The organism is Flagellimonas sp. MMG031, assembly GCF_040112705.1.
Taxonomy (GTDB): domain Bacteria; phylum Bacteroidota; class Bacteroidia; order Flavobacteriales; family Flavobacteriaceae; genus Flagellimonas.
Genome location: NZ_CP157804.1, coordinates 950,397 through 968,422 on the forward strand (window position 1 = coordinate 950,397; position 18,026 = coordinate 968,422).

General features: G+C 45.3%; 17 protein-coding genes. 3 read left to right on the top strand and 14 right to left on the bottom strand.

Annotated elements, in window-relative coordinates; genetic code table 11:
- Positions 1 to 55: 55 nt before the first annotated feature.
- Positions 56 to 1,876: a lysophospholipid acyltransferase family protein gene (locus tag ABNE31_RS04255; RefSeq protein ID WP_293281900.1), complete on the top strand. Its 1,821-nt coding sequence runs from the start codon at positions 56 to 58 to the stop codon at positions 1,874 to 1,876.
- Here ABNE31_RS04255 and ABNE31_RS04260 read toward each other — a convergent pair.
- The 14 genes from ABNE31_RS04260 to ABNE31_RS04325 form a co-directional block, all read right to left on the bottom strand.
- Positions 1,873 to 2,364, bottom strand: a complete 492-nt coding sequence (locus tag ABNE31_RS04260) for an N-acetyltransferase family protein (protein WP_349352482.1) — start codon at positions 2,362 to 2,364, stop codon at positions 1,873 to 1,875. The genes ABNE31_RS04255 and ABNE31_RS04260 overlap by 4 nt on opposite strands.
- 78 nt (positions 2,365 to 2,442) lie before the next feature.
- Positions 2,443 to 2,829, bottom strand: coding sequence for a YtxH domain-containing protein (locus ABNE31_RS04265; RefSeq protein ID WP_306012899.1), 387 nt, complete (start codon positions 2,827 to 2,829; stop codon positions 2,443 to 2,445).
- 52 nt (positions 2,830 to 2,881) lie between these two features.
- A complete protein-coding gene (locus tag ABNE31_RS04270; protein ID WP_349352483.1) occupies positions 2,882 to 3,268 on the bottom strand; it encodes a VOC family protein in 387 nt (128 codons plus the stop codon).
- The gene (locus ABNE31_RS04275) at positions 3,265 to 3,723 is read right to left on the bottom strand and encodes a DUF1801 domain-containing protein (protein WP_349352484.1); all 459 of its coding nucleotides are present in this window, start codon (positions 3,721 to 3,723) and stop codon (positions 3,265 to 3,267) included. The genes ABNE31_RS04270 and ABNE31_RS04275 overlap by 4 nt, the downstream gene beginning before the upstream one ends.
- A gap of 59 nt (positions 3,724 to 3,782) precedes the next feature.
- Entirely contained in the window at positions 3,783 to 4,715 is a 933-nt protein-coding gene (locus tag ABNE31_RS04280) for a 2-hydroxyacid dehydrogenase (RefSeq protein ID WP_349352485.1), read from the bottom strand.
- 19 nt (positions 4,716 to 4,734) lie between these two features.
- Positions 4,735 to 5,100 carry a cupin domain-containing protein gene (locus tag ABNE31_RS04285; RefSeq protein ID WP_349352486.1) on the bottom strand — a complete coding sequence of 122 codons (366 nt, stop codon included), beginning with the start codon at positions 5,098 to 5,100 and terminating at the stop codon, positions 4,735 to 4,737.
- An 8-nt stretch (positions 5,101 to 5,108) separates the two neighbouring features.
- Positions 5,109 to 6,461, bottom strand: a complete 1,353-nt coding sequence (gene mgtE / locus ABNE31_RS04290) for a magnesium transporter (protein WP_293281915.1) — start codon at positions 6,459 to 6,461, stop codon at positions 5,109 to 5,111.
- Positions 6,448 to 7,320, bottom strand: coding sequence for a 16S rRNA (adenine(1518)-N(6)/adenine(1519)-N(6))-dimethyltransferase RsmA (gene rsmA, locus ABNE31_RS04295; protein WP_349352487.1), 873 nt, complete (start codon positions 7,318 to 7,320; stop codon positions 6,448 to 6,450). Before rsmA ends, mgtE begins: the two co-directional genes overlap by 14 nt.
- 19 nt (positions 7,321 to 7,339) lie before the next feature.
- Positions 7,340 to 7,648 (bottom strand): gamma-glutamylcyclotransferase family protein, encoded by a 309-nt coding sequence (locus ABNE31_RS04300; RefSeq protein WP_349352488.1) that lies wholly within the window; start codon positions 7,646 to 7,648, stop codon positions 7,340 to 7,342.
- A 3-nt stretch (positions 7,649 to 7,651) separates the two neighbouring features.
- Positions 7,652 to 7,969, bottom strand: coding sequence for a DUF4286 family protein (locus ABNE31_RS04305; protein WP_349352489.1), 318 nt, complete (start codon positions 7,967 to 7,969; stop codon positions 7,652 to 7,654).
- A 90-nt stretch (positions 7,970 to 8,059) separates the two neighbouring features.
- Positions 8,060 to 9,802: a tetratricopeptide repeat protein gene (locus ABNE31_RS04310; protein ID WP_349352490.1), complete on the bottom strand. Its 1,743-nt coding sequence runs from the start codon at positions 9,800 to 9,802 to the stop codon at positions 8,060 to 8,062.
- Between the two features lie 119 nt (positions 9,803 to 9,921).
- Positions 9,922 to 11,193, bottom strand: coding sequence for a serine--tRNA ligase (serS, locus tag ABNE31_RS04315; protein ID WP_293281923.1), 1,272 nt, complete (start codon positions 11,191 to 11,193; stop codon positions 9,922 to 9,924).
- Between the two features lie 50 nt (positions 11,194 to 11,243).
- The gene (locus ABNE31_RS04320) at positions 11,244 to 12,560 is read right to left on the bottom strand and encodes an HTTM domain-containing protein (RefSeq protein ID WP_349352491.1); all 1,317 of its coding nucleotides are present in this window, start codon (positions 12,558 to 12,560) and stop codon (positions 11,244 to 11,246) included.
- On the bottom strand, positions 12,561 to 13,490 hold the full coding sequence (locus ABNE31_RS04325) for a bifunctional riboflavin kinase/FAD synthetase (RefSeq protein ID WP_179383539.1): 930 nt from the start codon (positions 13,488 to 13,490) through the stop codon (positions 12,561 to 12,563). It lies immediately after the preceding gene.
- Between the two features lie 57 nt (positions 13,491 to 13,547).
- Between ABNE31_RS04325 and ABNE31_RS04330 the strand changes: the two genes are divergently transcribed.
- The gene (locus ABNE31_RS04330) at positions 13,548 to 17,342 is read left to right on the top strand and encodes a reprolysin-like metallopeptidase (RefSeq protein ID WP_349352492.1); all 3,795 of its coding nucleotides are present in this window, start codon (positions 13,548 to 13,550) and stop codon (positions 17,340 to 17,342) included.
- Complete coding sequence (locus ABNE31_RS04335) at positions 17,339 to 18,025, top strand: hypothetical protein (protein WP_306012911.1); 687 nt, start codon at positions 17,339 to 17,341, stop codon at positions 18,023 to 18,025. Before ABNE31_RS04330 ends, ABNE31_RS04335 begins: the two co-directional genes overlap by 4 nt.
- Position 18,026 lies beyond the last annotated feature (1 nt).

The following is an 18,026-nucleotide window of genomic DNA, read 5'->3' on the forward strand; positions in this document are numbered from 1 at the left end:
AAAAAACCCTATAGGGTTTATTTTCTATCTTTACGCGTACCTAAATACGTTTTCTATGGGCTTGGTTTCTGCTAAAGAGGTGGCGAAGGTCATCCATCTGGACAAATATGGCTTTTTGGGCACGTTTGTAGGATGGCTTTTAATGGTGGCTACCCGAATTAGCACTATCAACAGGTTTTACGATAAGAACAAAGACCTTTCGGGTCCTGAGTTTCTGGATGCTATTCTAGAACATTATGAAATAGATTTTGAAATTCCCGAAGAAGATTTAAAACGACTCCCGAAATCGGGCCCCTATATTACTATTAGCAATCATCCTTTGGGAGGTATTGATGGCGTACTGTTGCTCAAGTTATTGTTGAATGAGCGGCCAGATTATAAGATAATTGCCAACTTTTTGTTGCACCGGATAGAGCCTTTGAAGCCCTACATTATGCCGGTGAACCCCTTTGAGAACCATAAGGATGCCAAGAGCAGCATCGTAGGGTTTAAAAATGCACTACAACATTTACGCGATGGACATCCTCTCGGGATTTTCCCTGCCGGCGAGGTGTCTACCTATCGCGATGGAAAGTTGGTGGTGGACCGACCATGGGAAGAGGCCGCCATAAAACTGATTCGAAAGGCCGAAGTGCCCGTTGTGCCCATTTATTTTCATGCCCGAAATAGTAGGTTGTTCTATCGCCTCTCTAAAATTGACGATGTATTCCGAACGGCCAAATTACCTTCGGAATTGACATCCCAAAGCCGTCGTCCCATCAAAGTGCGGATTGGTCAACCCATTTCCGTCCAAACCCAAAATGAGGAGGATACTTTAGAAGGATTTGCAGAACTGCTCCGAAAGAAAACCTATTTGTTGGCCAATGTTTTTGAAAAGGAACGCTTCTTGGACAAGGTGCCGACCTCCCTCAAAATCCCCAAGCCGCCCAAAAAGATTGCCTCGGCCATCAGTGCAAAGGTTTTGGAGGGCGAGATTGAAAAATTGCGCGAGAAGGATTGCCGTATGCTCCAGAGCAAGAACTACGAAGTGTTCTTGGCCCAGGCCAAGGATATGCCCTTTTGTTTGAACGAGATCGGGCGTCAGCGTGAGGTCACGTTCAGGGAAGTGGGAGAAGGTACCAACAATGCGATTGACTTAGACAAATTTGATTCCTATTACCACCATTTGTTTCTTTGGGATGACGACAGCAAGGCCATTGTAGGGGCTTACCGTATGGGATTGGGTTCCGAAATTTTCAGCAAGTACGGTATCGACGGTTTTTATTTGCAGGACTTGTTTCGATTTGAACCGGAGTTGTACGGAATGATGGAGAAATCCATTGAGATGGGGCGAGCCTATATTGTAAAGGAATACCAACAAAAACCCATGCCCTTGTTCCTGCTTTGGAAAGGAATCGTACATACGACCCTGAGACATCCAGAGCATAAATATTTGATTGGAGGGGTAAGCATCAGCAACCAATTCTCCAATTTCTCCAAATCCTTGATGATTGAATTCATGAAATCCAATTACTGGGATCCCTACGTGGCGCAATACATTCGCCCCAAAAAGGAGTTCAAGGTAAAGTTGAAGGATGCGGATAAGGAGTTTGTTTTTGATGAGACCCAAGCCGACCTGAATAAATTTGATAAACTAATCAGTGAGGTGGAGCCGGGAAGTTTGCGTTTACCGGTGTTGATCAAAAAGTACATCAAGCAAAATGCGAAGGTGGTGGCCTTTAATGTGGACCCGCTTTTTAATAATTCGGTGGACGGATTAATGTACATCCGGATAGCGGATTTACCGGAGAGTACCGTAAAACCCGTAATGGAAGAGTTTCAGGCCGAACTGGAGCGCAAAGTAGCGGAAGGGAACGGCCATTCTGAGGAGGATTAATCCACGCCAACGGTCGAGCTTCGTCTTTCGAACAGCAAATTATCTTTCCAGACCCCGTGGATCTTGCCCACGCGTTCCCGTTTTCCAATATAGCGAAAACCCACTCTTTCATGTAATTTGATACTCGCCGTGTTCTCTGGAAAAATACCGGATTGAATAGTCCAAAATCCAGCTTTTTCACTTTCCCCGATCAAATGCTGCATCAATGCTTTCCCGACACCTTGGCCACGGCTCTGGGCCGAAATGTAAACACTGACCTCGGCCACACCGCCGTACACACATCGACTGGATACGGGGGAGAGCGCTGCCCAACCCATGATGATGCCATCCATTTCGGCGACCAAACGGCACTGGCTGGTATGGGCTTTGTCCCAATCATTATAGGAGGGTGCTTGTGTCTCAAATGTGGCAAAACCGGTTGCGATGCCTTCCAAATAAATCTTCGCGACTGCTTCCCAATCTGAAGCTTGCATGGTTCTAATGACCATATGCTGTCTATTTATTGTAATATTACGATGAATAAGTCCTCAAAAAAAGCCAGATTTTATCTGGCTTTTACATACTTTTTATAGGCTCTTGAACCAATTTTGGAAATACTCGCCCACCAAAAATACAGGTTTTTGATTTCCATTAATGGCACCAATCAAGCTAATGATCCAAAGAATGAAGGTGATAAGTATACCAAAAAGGTTGATAATGGGTATTATACCTAAGACAAATCCAACGAGATAAATCCCCAAGGTCTGCCTTATGTAAAAGGAACCTATTTCCGTTTTGTTGCTACTGTTCATAATGATAGCGATAATCCATCCAATGAAGGTCAAGTGAGCAATAATGGCTACGGTTTTTCCGCTTTCCGGATTTGCTGGATCGAATGCCTTGTTTACATCCTCCTTAAAGTCTTTGGCTGCTTCTTCGGCTTTATCACCGAAGTCTTTTTTTTCTTCTGACATGTTTTTTTATGTGTTGGTTAATGAGTTTTAAATGTAGCAAATAAATCCATACCTACAGAAAGGCTTTATCAACAGGCTCCCAAAGTTCCAATTTATTGCCCTCGGGGTCCAAAATCCAGCCAAACTTACCATATTCGTATTCTTCCATTTCACCCACTACCCTCACGCCCTCTTCTCTAAGGGCTTCGAGCAGCGCTACCAGGTTTTCCACCCGGAAGTTCATCATAAACTGCTTTTCACTAGGTTTAAAGTACTCTGTTTTTTCATCCATCGGGCTCCATTGCGTAGAACAGTCGTTTCCATCTTTGTCTTTCCACCAAAAGGTACATCCATAGCGGTCCGTATTGAGGCCCAAATGATTTTTGTACCATTCTTTCATATGATCCGGATTCTTGCTTTTGAAGAAAAAGCCGCCCAATCCCGTTACTCTGTTTTTCATGATTTCTTAATGTTTTGTTCGTACAAACCGATCCATTGTTGCGGAGTCATTTTTTGGCACAATTCCGCAATCAAATCATACGGTATGTGGTTCACGTTTTTGAATCGGATACAGCTTTTGCCCATATCCAATTTGGTTTTTACATGCTTTGGATATTCACCCACAAACCAATCGTGGAGTTCTTGGTCTGCGTAGATGCCCGAATGGTAGAGTGCCACAAAGTTTTTCTGTGAGGCGATATTGATAAAGGGCAATGGCAATTTAGGATCACAGTGGTAACCCTCTGGATAAATGGCATGTGGCACCACATAGCCTATCATTTTATAGTTGATGCATTCCTCAAAACCCTTGGGTAAATTGGATTTTACGGTTTCCCGTAATTTGGAGACCGCCTCTTTGCGGTCATCAGGAAGTTTTTCAATGTACTCGTCCGGTGTTTGGGCCTCAATGGTCATAAAATAATCAATTTAATGAGCAATCAAGGTCAAGTATAGGATAGAAGAGGTTCTTAAAGTTAAGAAAATCTTTCTTTCACTTTGTCAACAATCGTCTGCGCCAATTTTTCCTTGCTTTCCACGGTCCATCCCGCTACATGGGGAGTTAGTAATACATTCTTGGCCTTGCGTAGGTATTTGAACGGCTTTGGTTTTTTAGTGAACATATTCTCAAAGGACTTTTGCTCATATTCGAGTACATCCAATCCAGCGCCAAGCACTTTTCCAGATTTTAGTCCTTCCACCAGGTCTTTGGTGACCACACATTTTCCACGGGCGGTATTCAATAGCCAAAACGGTTTATGGAACTTTTCTATGAATTCGGTATTGACCATTCCTATGGTCTCCTCGGTCTGGGGAACGTGCAAACTCACTACATCCGAACGTTGCTGGAATTCCATAATGCCGACTTGCCGGGCGTTGTCATCACTTACGCCACCCACAATATCATAACAGATGACCTCTACGTCAAATCCTTGCAATTTTTTGGCAAAGGCCTTGCCCATGTTTCCATAGCCAATAATCCCTACCGTTTTGCCTTCCAGTTCAACGCCTCTGTTTTGTTCGCGTTTCCATTTGCCTTTTCGCACTTGTCGGTCGGCCTTGCCCATCTGGTTCATCAAGGAGAGCAACATGCCAAGGGTGTGTTCGCCCACTGCATTTCGGTTACCCTCAGGTGCCGAAGCCAAGAAAATATCCTTGTATTTGGCATAATCCACATCAATATTTTCCAAGCCGGCGCCGACCCTTCCAATAAATTTGAGGTTGGTGGCCTTTTCCAAGAATTGTTGGTCGATGGTAAACCTGCTTCGGATGATGATGCCGTCGTATAGATGGATTTTTTTCTCTACTTGCTCCTTGGTAGAGCTGTAGTCTTCATGATTTTCGAACCCGAGCTCTGCAAATTGTTCCAAGAGCAGGGGATGGTTGGTGTCGAGGTGGAGAACTTTCATGGGGGCAAATATACGACTCCTATATTTTTGGGTAATGGGTCTGTGTTTTTTCATGGAGCACATTGCCCGTATGTGCTGTGCTCATTTTTTCAAAAAGGAGTACGTGCACCTCTTCGCCATTTTTGGTCATGGGATTATGTTCCACACCTTTGGGCACCACAATGATCTCACCTTCGTTCACCACTTCGGTCCTATCCCGAAACTGCATATAAAGGGTGCCTTTGATAACCTGAAACAGTTCATCCTCGTTTTCGTGGGCGTGCCACACGAATTCACCTTGGAGTTTGGCCAAAAGGACCTGCATATCGTCCACTACGGCAATTTGATGCGGATGCCACGGTTTGGTAAACTCGGCATGTTTTTCTTTTAGGTTGATGGATTTCATGGCAAGATTTAAATTCCCAAAATGATTTTTGCGATCCAGAAATAAATAAGGATGCCAAAAATATCGTTGCTGGTCGTAATAAAAGGACCCGTGGCAATGGCGGGATCTATATTTCTTTTATGAAGGAAGAGGGGTACAAAGGTGCCTATAAATCCGGCCACCACAATCACCACGATCAGCGAAAGGGATATGGCCAAAGCAGTTTCAAAGGCCCCTTTCCATACCCAGGTAAAGAGCAGCAACAAAATAGCAAGGATAAATCCGTTGAGAAGAGCCAATAGCATTTCTTTCAACAGGTGGTTCCTCACACTGCCCTTTAAGTCGTCGTTGGCCAGACCTTGCACCACAATGGCACTGGATTGTACCCCAACGTTTCCGGCCATCGCAGCAATCAACGGGGTGAAAAAGAACAATACGGCGTGTTTGGCAATCATTTCCTCAAAGGTTCCCATAATGGCCGCAGCCCCAAGTCCGCCAAAAAGACCCAAGATCAACCATGGGAGGCGTGCTCGCGTAAGTATCCAAATACTATCACTTACTTCCACGTCCTGAGAGATACCGGCTGCCATTTGGTAATCCTTATCGGCTTCTTCACGGATTACATCAACAATATCATCAATGGTGATTCGCCCCACCAAACGTCCTATCTCATCCACTACGGGAATGGCTTCCAAATCGTATTTGGACATCACCCTAGCGACTTCTTCGCCCTTTTCGTTCACGTTAACGGAATCTACCTTCGGAATGTATATTTCCCTGATATGGCTCTTGGCGGGAGCGGTAAGCAAATCCTTTAAGGAAAGCCTACCTTTGAGCTTGTCTTCATCATCTACTACGTAAATGGAATGTACACGGGTCACATTTTCGGCTTGGGCACGCATTTCCTTCACGCAGGTGGTAACGGTCCAATTCTCGTTGACCTTTACGAGCTCCTTCGCCATAAGACCACCGGCGGAGTCTTCTTCGTAGCGCAATAGGTCCACAATGTCCTTGGCGTGCTCCCTGTCCTCAATCTCCGAAATAACTTCCTGAACAAGCTCTTTGGGAAGTTCGTTGATGATATCCGCCGCATCATCGGTGTCGAGCTCAGCCAACTCTCCGGCAATTTCCTTCGCGGTAAGGTTTTTAAGGACCGCCTCACGGATGTCCTCGTGCATTTCGGCAAGGATGTCCGAGGTTTTCTCGCTATCGAGCAGTTTGATAAGATATGTAGCCTCTTCGACCTCCAGTTCGTCCGCTATCTCCGCAATATCGGCATAGTGGAACTCCTTCATCATGGTCTGAAGCGCAGCATCCTTGCTGTCGCCGATCAGTTCCCTGATTTCTTCTAAAAGCTCGTCTGTGAGTTTAAACGGGGTCATTGGCTATCTTCTGTGTCAACGTTACAAAGTCAGCTACACTTAGCTGTTCCGGGCGTTGGTCAAAGATAGCATCTTCTTTGAGATTATCAGAAAGGTTGAAGGTTTTAAGACTGTTGCGTATTGTTTTTCTTCTTTGGTTGAAGGCGGTTTTCACCACTTTAAAAAAAAGGCGTTCGTCGCATGGCAAGGTGAGTTCCTTTTTTCGGGTCAACCGTAACACTCCCGAATCGACTTTTGGTGGTGGGTCAAAAACCCCGGGCGGTACGGTAAAAAGGTACTCGGCATCGTAATAGGCTTGGACCAACACGGAGAGAATCCCGTAGGTTTTGTTGCCAGGGCCCTCGCAAATACGTTTGGCCACTTCTTTTTGGAACATTCCTGAAAATTCAGGAATCTGATGGCGCATTTCCAGCATTTTAAAAACAATCTGACTGGAGATATTGTAAGGGAAGTTTCCCGTAATGGCAAACTGTTCCTCCCCATACAGCTCGGTCAGGTCAAACTTCAGGAAGTCCGCCTCTACGACGTTCAAGCGGTTGTTCTGTTTTAAGATGGCAGCGTGTTCGAGCGGGAAGCTGTGGTTGAGGTAGACAATGGATTCATCGTCCAAGTCCATCGCCACCAAATCCAAATCGCGTTTCAGTAAATGCTTGGTGAGCACTCCCATGCCCGGGCCAATTTCGAGCACGTTTTGATAGCCATCCAGCGAAAGGGTCTGTGCAATTTTTTGTGCTACGGATTCATCTTTGAGAAAGTGCTGGCCCAAATGTTTTTTGGCCTTTACCGCGCCCTCCTCCTGTACCTGTTTTTGATTGTACTTGGGATTGTTCGGGTACTTCTTTTTTTTCTTTTTGGACACGGGAGCATTTTTTGGCAAGTTAATTGGAATTTTCGACATAGATCCATGCTTTGGCGCCTGATTCCAAGGTGAAGAGTTCCCTTTTGTAGGCTTCGGTCTCGTAGCGGTCTGCCTTTTTCAGGTCAACGGAACTCACCTCATATGCCATGCCCTTAACTTTGTGTTTTGGGTTTCCGGTATGAGCTACTATGGGGTAACGTCCATAAACGGCATTTTCCATTTTTTGAAACCCCACAACTGCGTCAGTTTTTCCGTTGAGCAAGTGGCCAAAAACAGATTTCTGGACCTGTGGGTCCTGTAGGGTTCCATAGGAAAACAGATACTCCAATTGTTATGGGATTTGTTGACTGATGATTTCTAGCTCCGTTCTAAAGGCAACGAATTTATTGGGGAACATCTGTTGCGCATCGGCACGCAGACGGTCGGCATCCTCCTTGTAATAGGCTTCCAAGGTGGCTCTGTCCTGTGTGGTATATTGAACGGAGTAGGTAATACCGCCCATATCCTCTTCTACCAAGACCTTTACCATTTTGGCGTGGGAGAATTTCCCTGTGGCCAGCATATCGGGTAAGTGTTTGTCCTTCATCCATTCCAGCCATTGGTCGTGTACACTTTCATCGATGTTGATGGTTACGTTGTATATGAGCATTTGCTTTGTTTGTTTTAGCGTGGACGAAGTTAGTGTAATTCTGAGAAACCTCTTTAAGAGATTCCCGTCTTCGTAGTAATGGGCAGGTGACTAGTTGATTACATCCCCTCGAAGCCGCCTGAAATTTTTTCGGGCTTGTGGAAAGTAATAGCTGTCCTGATAGTTGTAGATGATTTTCTCGTAGTGGGTCTTGGCCTTTTCAGGTTCGTTCAAAGTGTTCTCATAGAGTTCTCCCAAGGCAAAATGGGCGTCATCGGCCAAAATCCCATCGGAATAAAACTCGACTATTTTTTGATAGTTGAAGGCCGCAGCCTCATAATTTTTCTGCTCTACCAAAAGTTCGGCCTGCTTCAACAAGGCCTCGTCCTCAATTTTTTCCCCTTTGTGATTTTCCAAAATATCCTCGAGCACTTCAACAGCCTCTTTGTCTTTATTTTGATAGGCCAACAAGTCGGCACGGGCATATTTTTTCAAAGCGGTCTGGGTAGAGTCCTCCAAGGAGTTGTCCGAAATTAACAAACTTAACTGCATGGCATCGTTGGCGATGAGCTGGGAGGTGGAACCGCGCAATACCTTAAGTTGGGTGAGGGCCCAATCAAAATCGCCCTTGTAAAAACTGGTCTGTGCCACTTTAAACCGTGCATCTTGCCCCAGCACATCGTTCTTCATGCTTTTTTGCACTTGTGTGAATAAAATCAATGCTTCGTTAAACCGCTGGTCAAAAACCAAAATGTCCCCCAGTGCCAATTTTAAATACGCCATCGTCATTTGGCCCATGGGTAGTTCCAAACTTTGCTTGAGCATGGCTATGGCCGGTTCTGGTTGTTCTTTTTTAAAGGTCAGGAAATTGGCGTAGGCCACTTGTAGTTGAAGCGTCCTGCTCTGGTTTCCGTACATTTCTACCAAGTCCTCAAATTTTTTCTCAACCGTTTGCAACACTTTTTCCGAGGGATTTTCCAAAGCAATGTCGATCAAGCTGAGTTCTGCATTGAGCCTGGTACTCGGATTCTCCGTGTTTTCCACAATGAACTCATAGATAGACGTGGCCGTTTCCAGGTCTTTTTCTTCCATAGCGATACGGCCCAAATTTTCCAAACGGTCTATGGATTGTCCTTCACTTCGTTTGTAAATGGCTTTTTCTTGGCCAAAGGCGCTATTGTATTGTTTTTGTTGGACAAACAACCAGCTCAGTAGTTCGTTCCAAAGAATGTCCGGTGCCTTTTGGGCATTTTGCAACAACACTTTGCGCAGTAGCACATTGTTTTCGTTGGATGGGTCTTCGGAAATAAAGTCCTCAATATTGCGGAGCACGTTGGAGCGGGAAGTGCGGCCTTCCCAAATCAAATTGAGATAGGACTGATACATTTTGGCAATGTCGCCCTGTTCACCATAAATTCTAGCTAATTGAAAATCATAGTTGAGGTCCGGTTTGAGCTCCATGGCGCGGTTGTAGGCTTGGATGGCATAATCCAATAAGGCATAGGTTTGGAACCGATAGCCCACACTGTATCCGTAATTGGGGTTGTCCTCTATTTTTTGGATGGCCTTGTCGTAATAGGCATTGGCCTTTTCAGGTTCGTTCTTTAGGGTATGGTTATAGCCCAACTCAATAAAAAAGGTGGGAAAGGCATAACTATCTTCTATTTTTTGAAGTAAGAATGCTTCGGCCTCATCGTAACGTTCCAATTGCTGATAGCAGGCTACCAATCCCTCTGCATAATCTGTGCGTCTTGGATTGGTCTCCACCAATTTTTCGTAGAAGACCAATGCTTTTTCATAATCCCCATCTTGAAAGTATTGTTTGGCCAAGAAATCTTCTTGTGCCGACAACACGGTGCATGTAATTGCGAATATGAAAAATAAAAGGCGTTGCAATTGCTTGTTTTATTTCAAATATAACGCAGAAATACGGGGGATTCTGTTAAGCGAATCCAAATAAATGCCTGAAAACCTTAATCGATGGTATCAAAACCACAGTAGGGAACCAGAACCTCAGGGATTTTTATCCCGTCTTCGGTCTGATAGTTTTCCAAGATACCCGCCAATACCCGTGGCAATGCCAAGGCACTTCCATTTAAGGTGTGGGCCAGCTGACTTTTCCCATTTTCGTCCTTAAAACGAAGTTTTAGGCGATTGGCCTGAAAGGTCTCAAAGTTGGACACGGAGCTGATTTCCAACCAACGGTCTTGCGCGGTGGAGAATACCTCAAAATCAAAGGTCAGGGCCGATGTAAAACCAAGGTCGCCACCACAGAGCCGCAAGATGCGGTAGGGCAATTTGAGTTCGCGAAGAATGTTTTTAACATGCTCCACCATTTCATCTAGGGCCTGGTAAGAGTTGTTGGGGTGCTCCAAGCGCACGATTTCCACTTTGTCAAATTGGTGCAAACGGTTTAAACCACGGACATGTGCCCCATAACTGCCCGCCTCACGTCGGAAGCAGGGAGTGTAGCCTGTGTATTTGATAGGGAAATCACCTTCCGCCAAGATATCGCCTCGGTGCAAGTTGGTCACCGGCACTTCAGCCGTTGGGATTAGGTATAGGTCATCCGCCTGTACATGGTACATTTGCCCTTCCTTGTCGGGCAATTGTCCGGTTCCGTAGCCAGAGTCCTCATTGACCATGAGCGGCACTTGCATCTCGGTATACCCAGCTTCTGCATTTTTATCCAAGAAATAGGCGATCAAGGCGCGTTGCAAACGGGCACCCTTTCCTTTGTACACTGGAAAACCTGCTCCCGTGATTTTCACCCCAAGCTCAAAATCGATGATGTCATATTTCTTGGCCAATTCCCAGTGGGGCAATGCGCCTTCCGCTAAGGTTGGAATATCACCTTCCCGGAATACTTCCTCGTTGTCCTCTTCGGAATTACCCGCTGGAACCGATTCGTGCGGAACGTTCGGAATCAAATATAGTTGTTGCTGAAGTTCATCTGCAGTAAGGTTGAGGTCATCGCCCAACTTTTTTGACGCTTCTTTAAGTCCAGCGGTTTTTTCTTTTAGAACATTCGCTTCCTGCGCTTTTCCTGTTTTGAAAAGGATGCCGATTTCTTTGGAGATTTTGTTGGATTCGGCCAGAGTAGCATCCAATTCTGTTTGGATGGAACGTCGTTTTTCATCGAGTTCCAAAACCTTCGCAATCATCGGTGCTGCATCGATATTTCGCTTTTTTAAAGCGGTGATGATACTTTCCTTGTTTTCCCTGATGTTCTGTAGTTGAAGCATGGCCTAGTTTTGAGCCGCAAATTTAATCGAATCTGAACAAGTGCCCAATTTTATTCTTTGGTCGAGGGGAGAATCCAATCGTTATGGGAAAAATGGTTCCACGGAACGCTGGCCAAGTCCACTTTGGGGTCGATAAAGATTTTGTATGGCCCTTGGTTGATTTTGACCTTGTTGTCCACAAATACCTGAATGTCCTCTCCTTTTTGGGCATAGTCCTTTTTGAGGTGTTGGGCAAATTGCCATATAAAATCGGGATAGCATTCCACTCTCCTCACCTGTTTGTTGGTCAGATATTCATTTAGGTTGATGATGGTGGTGTCCTTGCTTTGGGTGTTCACTACTTTGTAGGTGATTCTGCCCGCTCGACTGCGAAGCATCATCCGCCAGCTCAGTCGATGGCCCTCCTCGGTCCAAAGTACATCATCTGGGAACAGATGGTGCCGAAGGGGCAACAGCAATTGAATGAGGAAATAGATGCCCAGCATCGAAAGAATGATGTTCTTGCTTTTGGGGACTACGATTTTGGTGTCCAGTATGAATTTTTTGGTTTTCAAAAAGAGATTTCGAATGGTCTGAGGTTCAAAAAAGAAGACCGTAAAGGCCAAAGAGAGGTAGGGGAATATCCCGATTTGGAAGACAATACTGTTGAACAGATGGAAAAAGATGGAAAATACAAAAGCAATTTTGCGCGTAGGTTTCCAAAGTAAGGCTGGAACGATCAAAAGGTCGAACACAATCCCGAATATCCCGACTATTTGATGCACCCATTTTTCTTGGAGTAAATCCCCGATCAGATAATAATGCTTTTTGGATTCCATCAACAGTTCCACGATACTGAAATCCAGCCAATCCCCATATAGTTTGGCCACTGAGGCATAGGTGTACACAATGAACAATTGCAGTATGATGGTCCATCGAATCCAGTTGTACATGGTTTGGGAACGCAGCCCAGGGTTGAATTTGGCATCCAAAGAGGCATCCCTATTGGCGGGAAAAATGGCCATGATGTAGGCCAATAGCATCAATAGGTAGTAATGGTTATTGTAGGATGTTTTCTGCATGAGGTACACACCGGTCCACATGATGGCAAAGGCCAAAGCACTGAATCGGTATTTGTACCCGAGGGCGATCAAAAGCCCCAAAGTGCCCATAACAGCAAAATAGATGTACATGCCATTGCCGGGCAGGGGCTGTAACCATTCAAACCCAATAAAGGAAAAAGTGAACTTGGGCTCCACCATAGTTCTTCGAACCCAGCCTGTGGCGATGGCCCCGTAGCATTCCGCAGCGACCAATAAGCCGTAGAATATTCGGAAAACCACCAGTTGGGCGTTGTCAATTTTCCGAAATAGAAATTGGGTGAACATTTATTTGGAAATTAGGTCCAAAGAGTGGTTTTTGTCTTTCTTCAATTGTTCCTTCAATTCTTCGATCGAGTTAAATTTATGCTCATCCCTGATACGGTGCAATAGTGCTACCTGTATTTTTTTCTCGTAGAGATTGCCGTCAAACTCAAAAAAGTTGATTTCGATGCTTTTTTTGGAACCGTCTACCGTAGGGTTGAAGCCGATGTTCATCATGCCGTAATACTCCTTGCCATCCAAATGGCTCTTTACCACATAGGCTCCATTTTTTGGAATGAGTTTGTACTCTTCGGCAATGTGGAGGTTTGCGGTGGGGAAACCAAAATCCCTTCCTAGTCCGCGTCCTTTTTTCACCGTGCCCGTTAGCATGTAAGCATAGTTCAAGTAGCTATTGGCAGTTTCTACATCGCCATCCAACAACGCTTTCCTGATTTTGGTGGAGCTCACCGAAACGTCTTCGATTTCTTGGGCAGGAATTTCCTCTACCTCAAAATCGAAGGTATTTCCAAAGGAAATTAAGTCCTTGATATTGGCATTTCGATTGCGACCGAACCTGTGGTCGTATCCAATGATGATTCTTTTGGCCTTGATGTTGTTCACTAAAATGTCCCTTACGAAATCGATGGCCGATAGTCTGGAAAATTGTTTGGTAAACGGATGGATGATCAAATAATCCAGTCCCAAACCTTCCAAAATCTGCTTTTTCTCTTCGAGGGTGTTCAGCAGTTTGATGTCCACATCTTTTTGCAATACCATTCTTGGATGCGGGAAAAAGGTGAGGACCGTGGATTTGAGTCCGGTGTTTTTGGCATTGTTTGTGATGCGTTCCAATATCTTACGGTGGCCCAAATGCACACCATCAAATGTGCCGATGGTCACCACAGTTTGATGCGGAACTTGCTTAAAATGAGAAATGTTTTGGATTGTTTCCAACTGATTTAGAAATAAAAAAAGGCTTACATTTGAAAATATACTATGCCCTAACCGTGTATGAAAGCTAAGTTACATCTTGTTTTTTCAATAACCATATTTTTTAGCTGCTTTTGCATTTACGGGCAGCAGGGATATTGGAAAAACGTTCCGAACCGGTCCGGACTTCGCGCCAGTTCCCTAAAGGATATTTCGGATGCCAAAAAAGTGTTCACGTTGGACAAAAGTGGCTTATCCAAAACAATCAATTCCGTTTCGGTGGCCAAAAGTTCTGCAACCACGGTTTATCTTCCCAATGGGGAAGGGGATGTAGTTCCGTTTTACGTGAAGGAAACGGCCGTGCTCCATCCCGATCTTTCCAAGAAATACCCGGCTATCAAATCATTTACGGGAATCAGCGCCGATGGTAAATACAAGGTGAAGCTGAGCAGTTCGCACAAAGGTATCCAAACCATGATGGTGAGTTTGGAGGACAGCCGAATCACATTCATGGAGCCAGCCTCGAACGATTCGGATACTTATGTTCTTTATGACAAGGAAGCAGGTCTTTCCTCAAAAATGGATTTTATCTGTACAACCAGCAAAGACCTATTTGGAAATGCTTCAAAATCATCCAATTTAGCTGGAAAAACCATAGTCCCTTTGGTAGATGACCAAGTGCTCAGAACGTATCGGGTGGCGGTGTCCGCTTCGGGAGAATATACCCAATACATGGGCGGCACGGTAGAAGACGCGCTTGCTGGCATCAATGCAACTTTAACCCGGGTCAACGAAGTATTCGAGACCGATTTGGGCGTCACCTTGGAACTGATTCCCAATAACGACCTGCTTATTTTTACCAATGCCAATACCGATCCTTTCAACAATAGTTTGAATTCGCAGATACAGTCCACTATTACATCGATTATTGGAGAAGAAAATTATGATGTTGGGCATTTGTTCCATCAAGTAGGCGTGGGATTGGACAATGGTAATGCTGGTTTTATCGCCTCTGTCTGTGTGGATAATCGAAAAGGTAGTGCCTTTTCTGCCGCCAACGTTCCCGAAGGGGATGTGTTCGATTTGGATTACGTAGCACACGAACTCGGTCATCAATTTGGCGCCAACCACACGTGGTCTTTCGAATCTGAGGGAACGGGAGTTCAAGCGGAACCTGCCAGTGGAAGCACCATTATGGGGTATGCAGGCATTGTAGAAGGGAACAATGTTGCGCTGCAGGGCGATGATTATTTCCATTACAATAGCATACTTCAAATATCTACCTATTTGGAGACCACTTCCTGTGCCCAAACCGAGGCAATCAGCAATGCACCGCCTGTTTTGGTGCCAGTGGATGATTACACCATACCTAGAGGAACCGCCTTTGTTTTGGAAGGTAATGCGACCGACCCCGACGCAGGGGATGTGCTGACCTATACTTGGGAACAAATTGATGATGGATTGGTAACAACGGCATCTTTTGGCTCCTTGAACCCGAGCGGGGCCAATTTTAGATCGTTGCCACCATCAACCGATTCCAAAAGATATTTTCCCAGACTTTCCGAAGTTGTCCAAGGTAATTTGACTCAAGTAAACCCAGCCACAGGAGAAGCTTGGGAAACGGTTTCCGAGATAGAACGGAACTTGAGATTTGCCTGTACGGTCCGTGACAACGCTGCTGGAGGTGGGCAAGTAGTTTCGGATGTATTGGATGTTCGGGTCATTAAAGCCGCAGGTCCTTTTATCGTTACTTCCCAAACTTCCGAAGAAACCTACGTGGCCGGCTCGGTACAAGAAATTACATGGGACGTGTCAAACACGGACATAGCTCCCATAAATGCGCAACAGGTGGATATTTTTCTTTCTTTGGATGGTGGACTGACCTATCCCATAACCCTTTTGGAAAACACCTTGAACGATGGTGCCGAAGAAGTGCTTCTGCCAGGAAATGTGACCAATACGGGTCGAATTATGGTAAAAGCCAGTAACAATATCTTCTTCGCTGTGAACAGCACCGATTTTACCATTGAGCAATCCCAAGTGGTCCTTAATTTTGAAAACTTGGACTATGAGGTTTGCCAGCCCGATGATTTGGTGATACCTTTTGTTTATGAAACCTATGCAGGATTCAACGAGAACACTACTTTTTCGGCTAACGTTCCTGCAGGCATGTCTGCCAATTTTTCTCCAACGAATGCAACCGCAAATAGTACGGCTGTAGACCTTACACTGTCGAATACCAACAGCGTTGCCCCAGGAACCTACGATATTGTGGTCACTGCGACCTCGGCTTCGGTGACCAAGAACGTTACGCTTACCCTTCTGGTGCAGGATGGCAATTTTGCCGATGTGGCATTGCTCGCGCCAAGTGATGGAGAGGCGGGTGTGGCATTGGAGGCTTTGCTCAATTGGCAAGCTGACCCATCCTATTCGAATTATGATGTGGAAGTGGCGACCGATTTGGCCTTTACCAATGTGGTAGAATCTGCATCTTTGCCCTTTACCACCTATAAGGCCACAACACTAGAGGCTGAGACCGAATATTTTTGGAGAGTGAGACCCAACAATGGTTGCGGTTCGGGAACTTTTGGAACACCTTTCAGCTTTACCACATCACAGATAAATTGCCGAAATAGAAACGCAACGGATTTACCCATTACCATTTCATCATCTGGAACGCCAACCATTACCACCTCCATCCTGTTTGTGGAAGATTTGCCCATTTCGGATGTCAATGTAAACTTACAGCTAGATCATACCTATTTGGAAGACCTGATCATTACCCTTATCTCTCCTTCGGGAACCGAGGTGACCCTATTATCAAATAATTGCGGAGCGGATAACGATTTGAATGCAGTTTTTGATGATGATGGGGACCCCATTGTTTGTGGAGAAAACCCTGCAATTTCGGGAACAGTTGCGCCGATAGGATTTTTATCATCCCTGAATGGCGAGTCCATATTGGGCGAGTGGGTCTTGGAAATAGAAGATACCGCTGCCAGTGATGGTGGTGCCTTGGTCGATTTTTCCCTGGATATCTGTGTTGAGGGTAGTTATCGACCCGATGCTGATGAGGATGGCGTTTTTGATGATGGTGACGACCTCTGCTTGGGCACGCCAAAAGGTGTTGAGGTGAATACGAATGGCTGCGCGGTATATCGATTTGCTTCCGATAATTTTGAAATTGAAGTGGAAAGCGAAAGCTGCCGTAACAATAATGATGGTTCCATAACCATTACACCTTTGGATACCGCGGTCAACTACACAGCTGTTTTGAACGGTGCCAGTGGTTCGGAATCTTTTGAATTTACCAATTCGCAAACGTTTAGCAATCTGCCTGCGGGAGAGTATTCTTTGTGCATAAGTGGAACGGATGGATTGATAACGTATGAGGAGGTGTGTTTCGATGCTATGCTGACCCAACCCGATGTGCTCGATGTATCGGCATTGCTGGATGCGGGGGTATTGAACCTTGACCTGAACGGGGCTTCGTTTTACAATGTGGAGCTCAATGGTCTGGTTACCCAAACGGAGGCTTCCAAAATTCAACTTCCTTTGGAAAATGGTATCAACACCTTAAAGGTTTTTACCAATTTGCCTTGCCAAGGAAGTTTTGAAAAGTCCTTCTTTTATTCGGAAAGGCCAATTTTGTCACCAAACCCAGTGTATACCGCGACCCAAGTGTACATGGCCGGATTTGAAGGGATTGTGGGAATCCAACTGTTCACTGCCAATGGGAAGTTGGTCCGCACGGAACGCAGAAGGGTATTCGGTGAGGATTTGGAGTTGGATGTGTCCACCTTGCCCAAAGGACTGTATTATTTAGGTCTGGAAAAATCCGGTAAAAAGGAAATGTTTAAACTGATCAAGGAATGATTCGGAAGATAATTTATTTGAGCCTTTTGGCATTATTGGTTTCCTGTGGTGGGGACGATGGACCTCCCCCAGCACCTGAAGGTGCCACTTTGGTTTTCCCTGAAGAAAATTCAGAGTGTACCACGGGAACGGATATCAATCAGACTTCATCCCAGGTCACCTTCAGATGGAATGCGTCCAAAAATACAACTAGGTATACGCTTTCTGTCATCAATTTAAATACCAATTTACCCCAGACCATTTCTACGGCTTCCACTTCAGCAAGTTTAACCATCACCAAGGGAGCCCCTTATGCCTGGTCGGTCACCAGCCAAAACACCGAATCTGATCAGGTAGCATCTAGCGAAACATGGCTTTTTTACAATGCTGGGTCACAGACCACTTATGTTCCTTTTCCTGCACAATTGGAAAGCCCTAGGTCGGGAGCAACGGTCCAGAAGGATATTGCCAACGAAGTAACCTTGGAGTGGGCAGGTGCCGATGTGGACAATGACATCGACTTCTTTGAAGTATTTTTCTCGGAAACCAACCCTCCGGAAACATCGGTCGGGGTAACCAATGCGTCTACCATGGAACTTCCCGTCGGCGTTGAGTCGGGTACGGTGTATTACTGGCAAGTGATCACTACTGATTTGGAAGGGAATGTTTCCAGTTCCAGTGTGTTCGACTTTAAAGTTCTCTAAC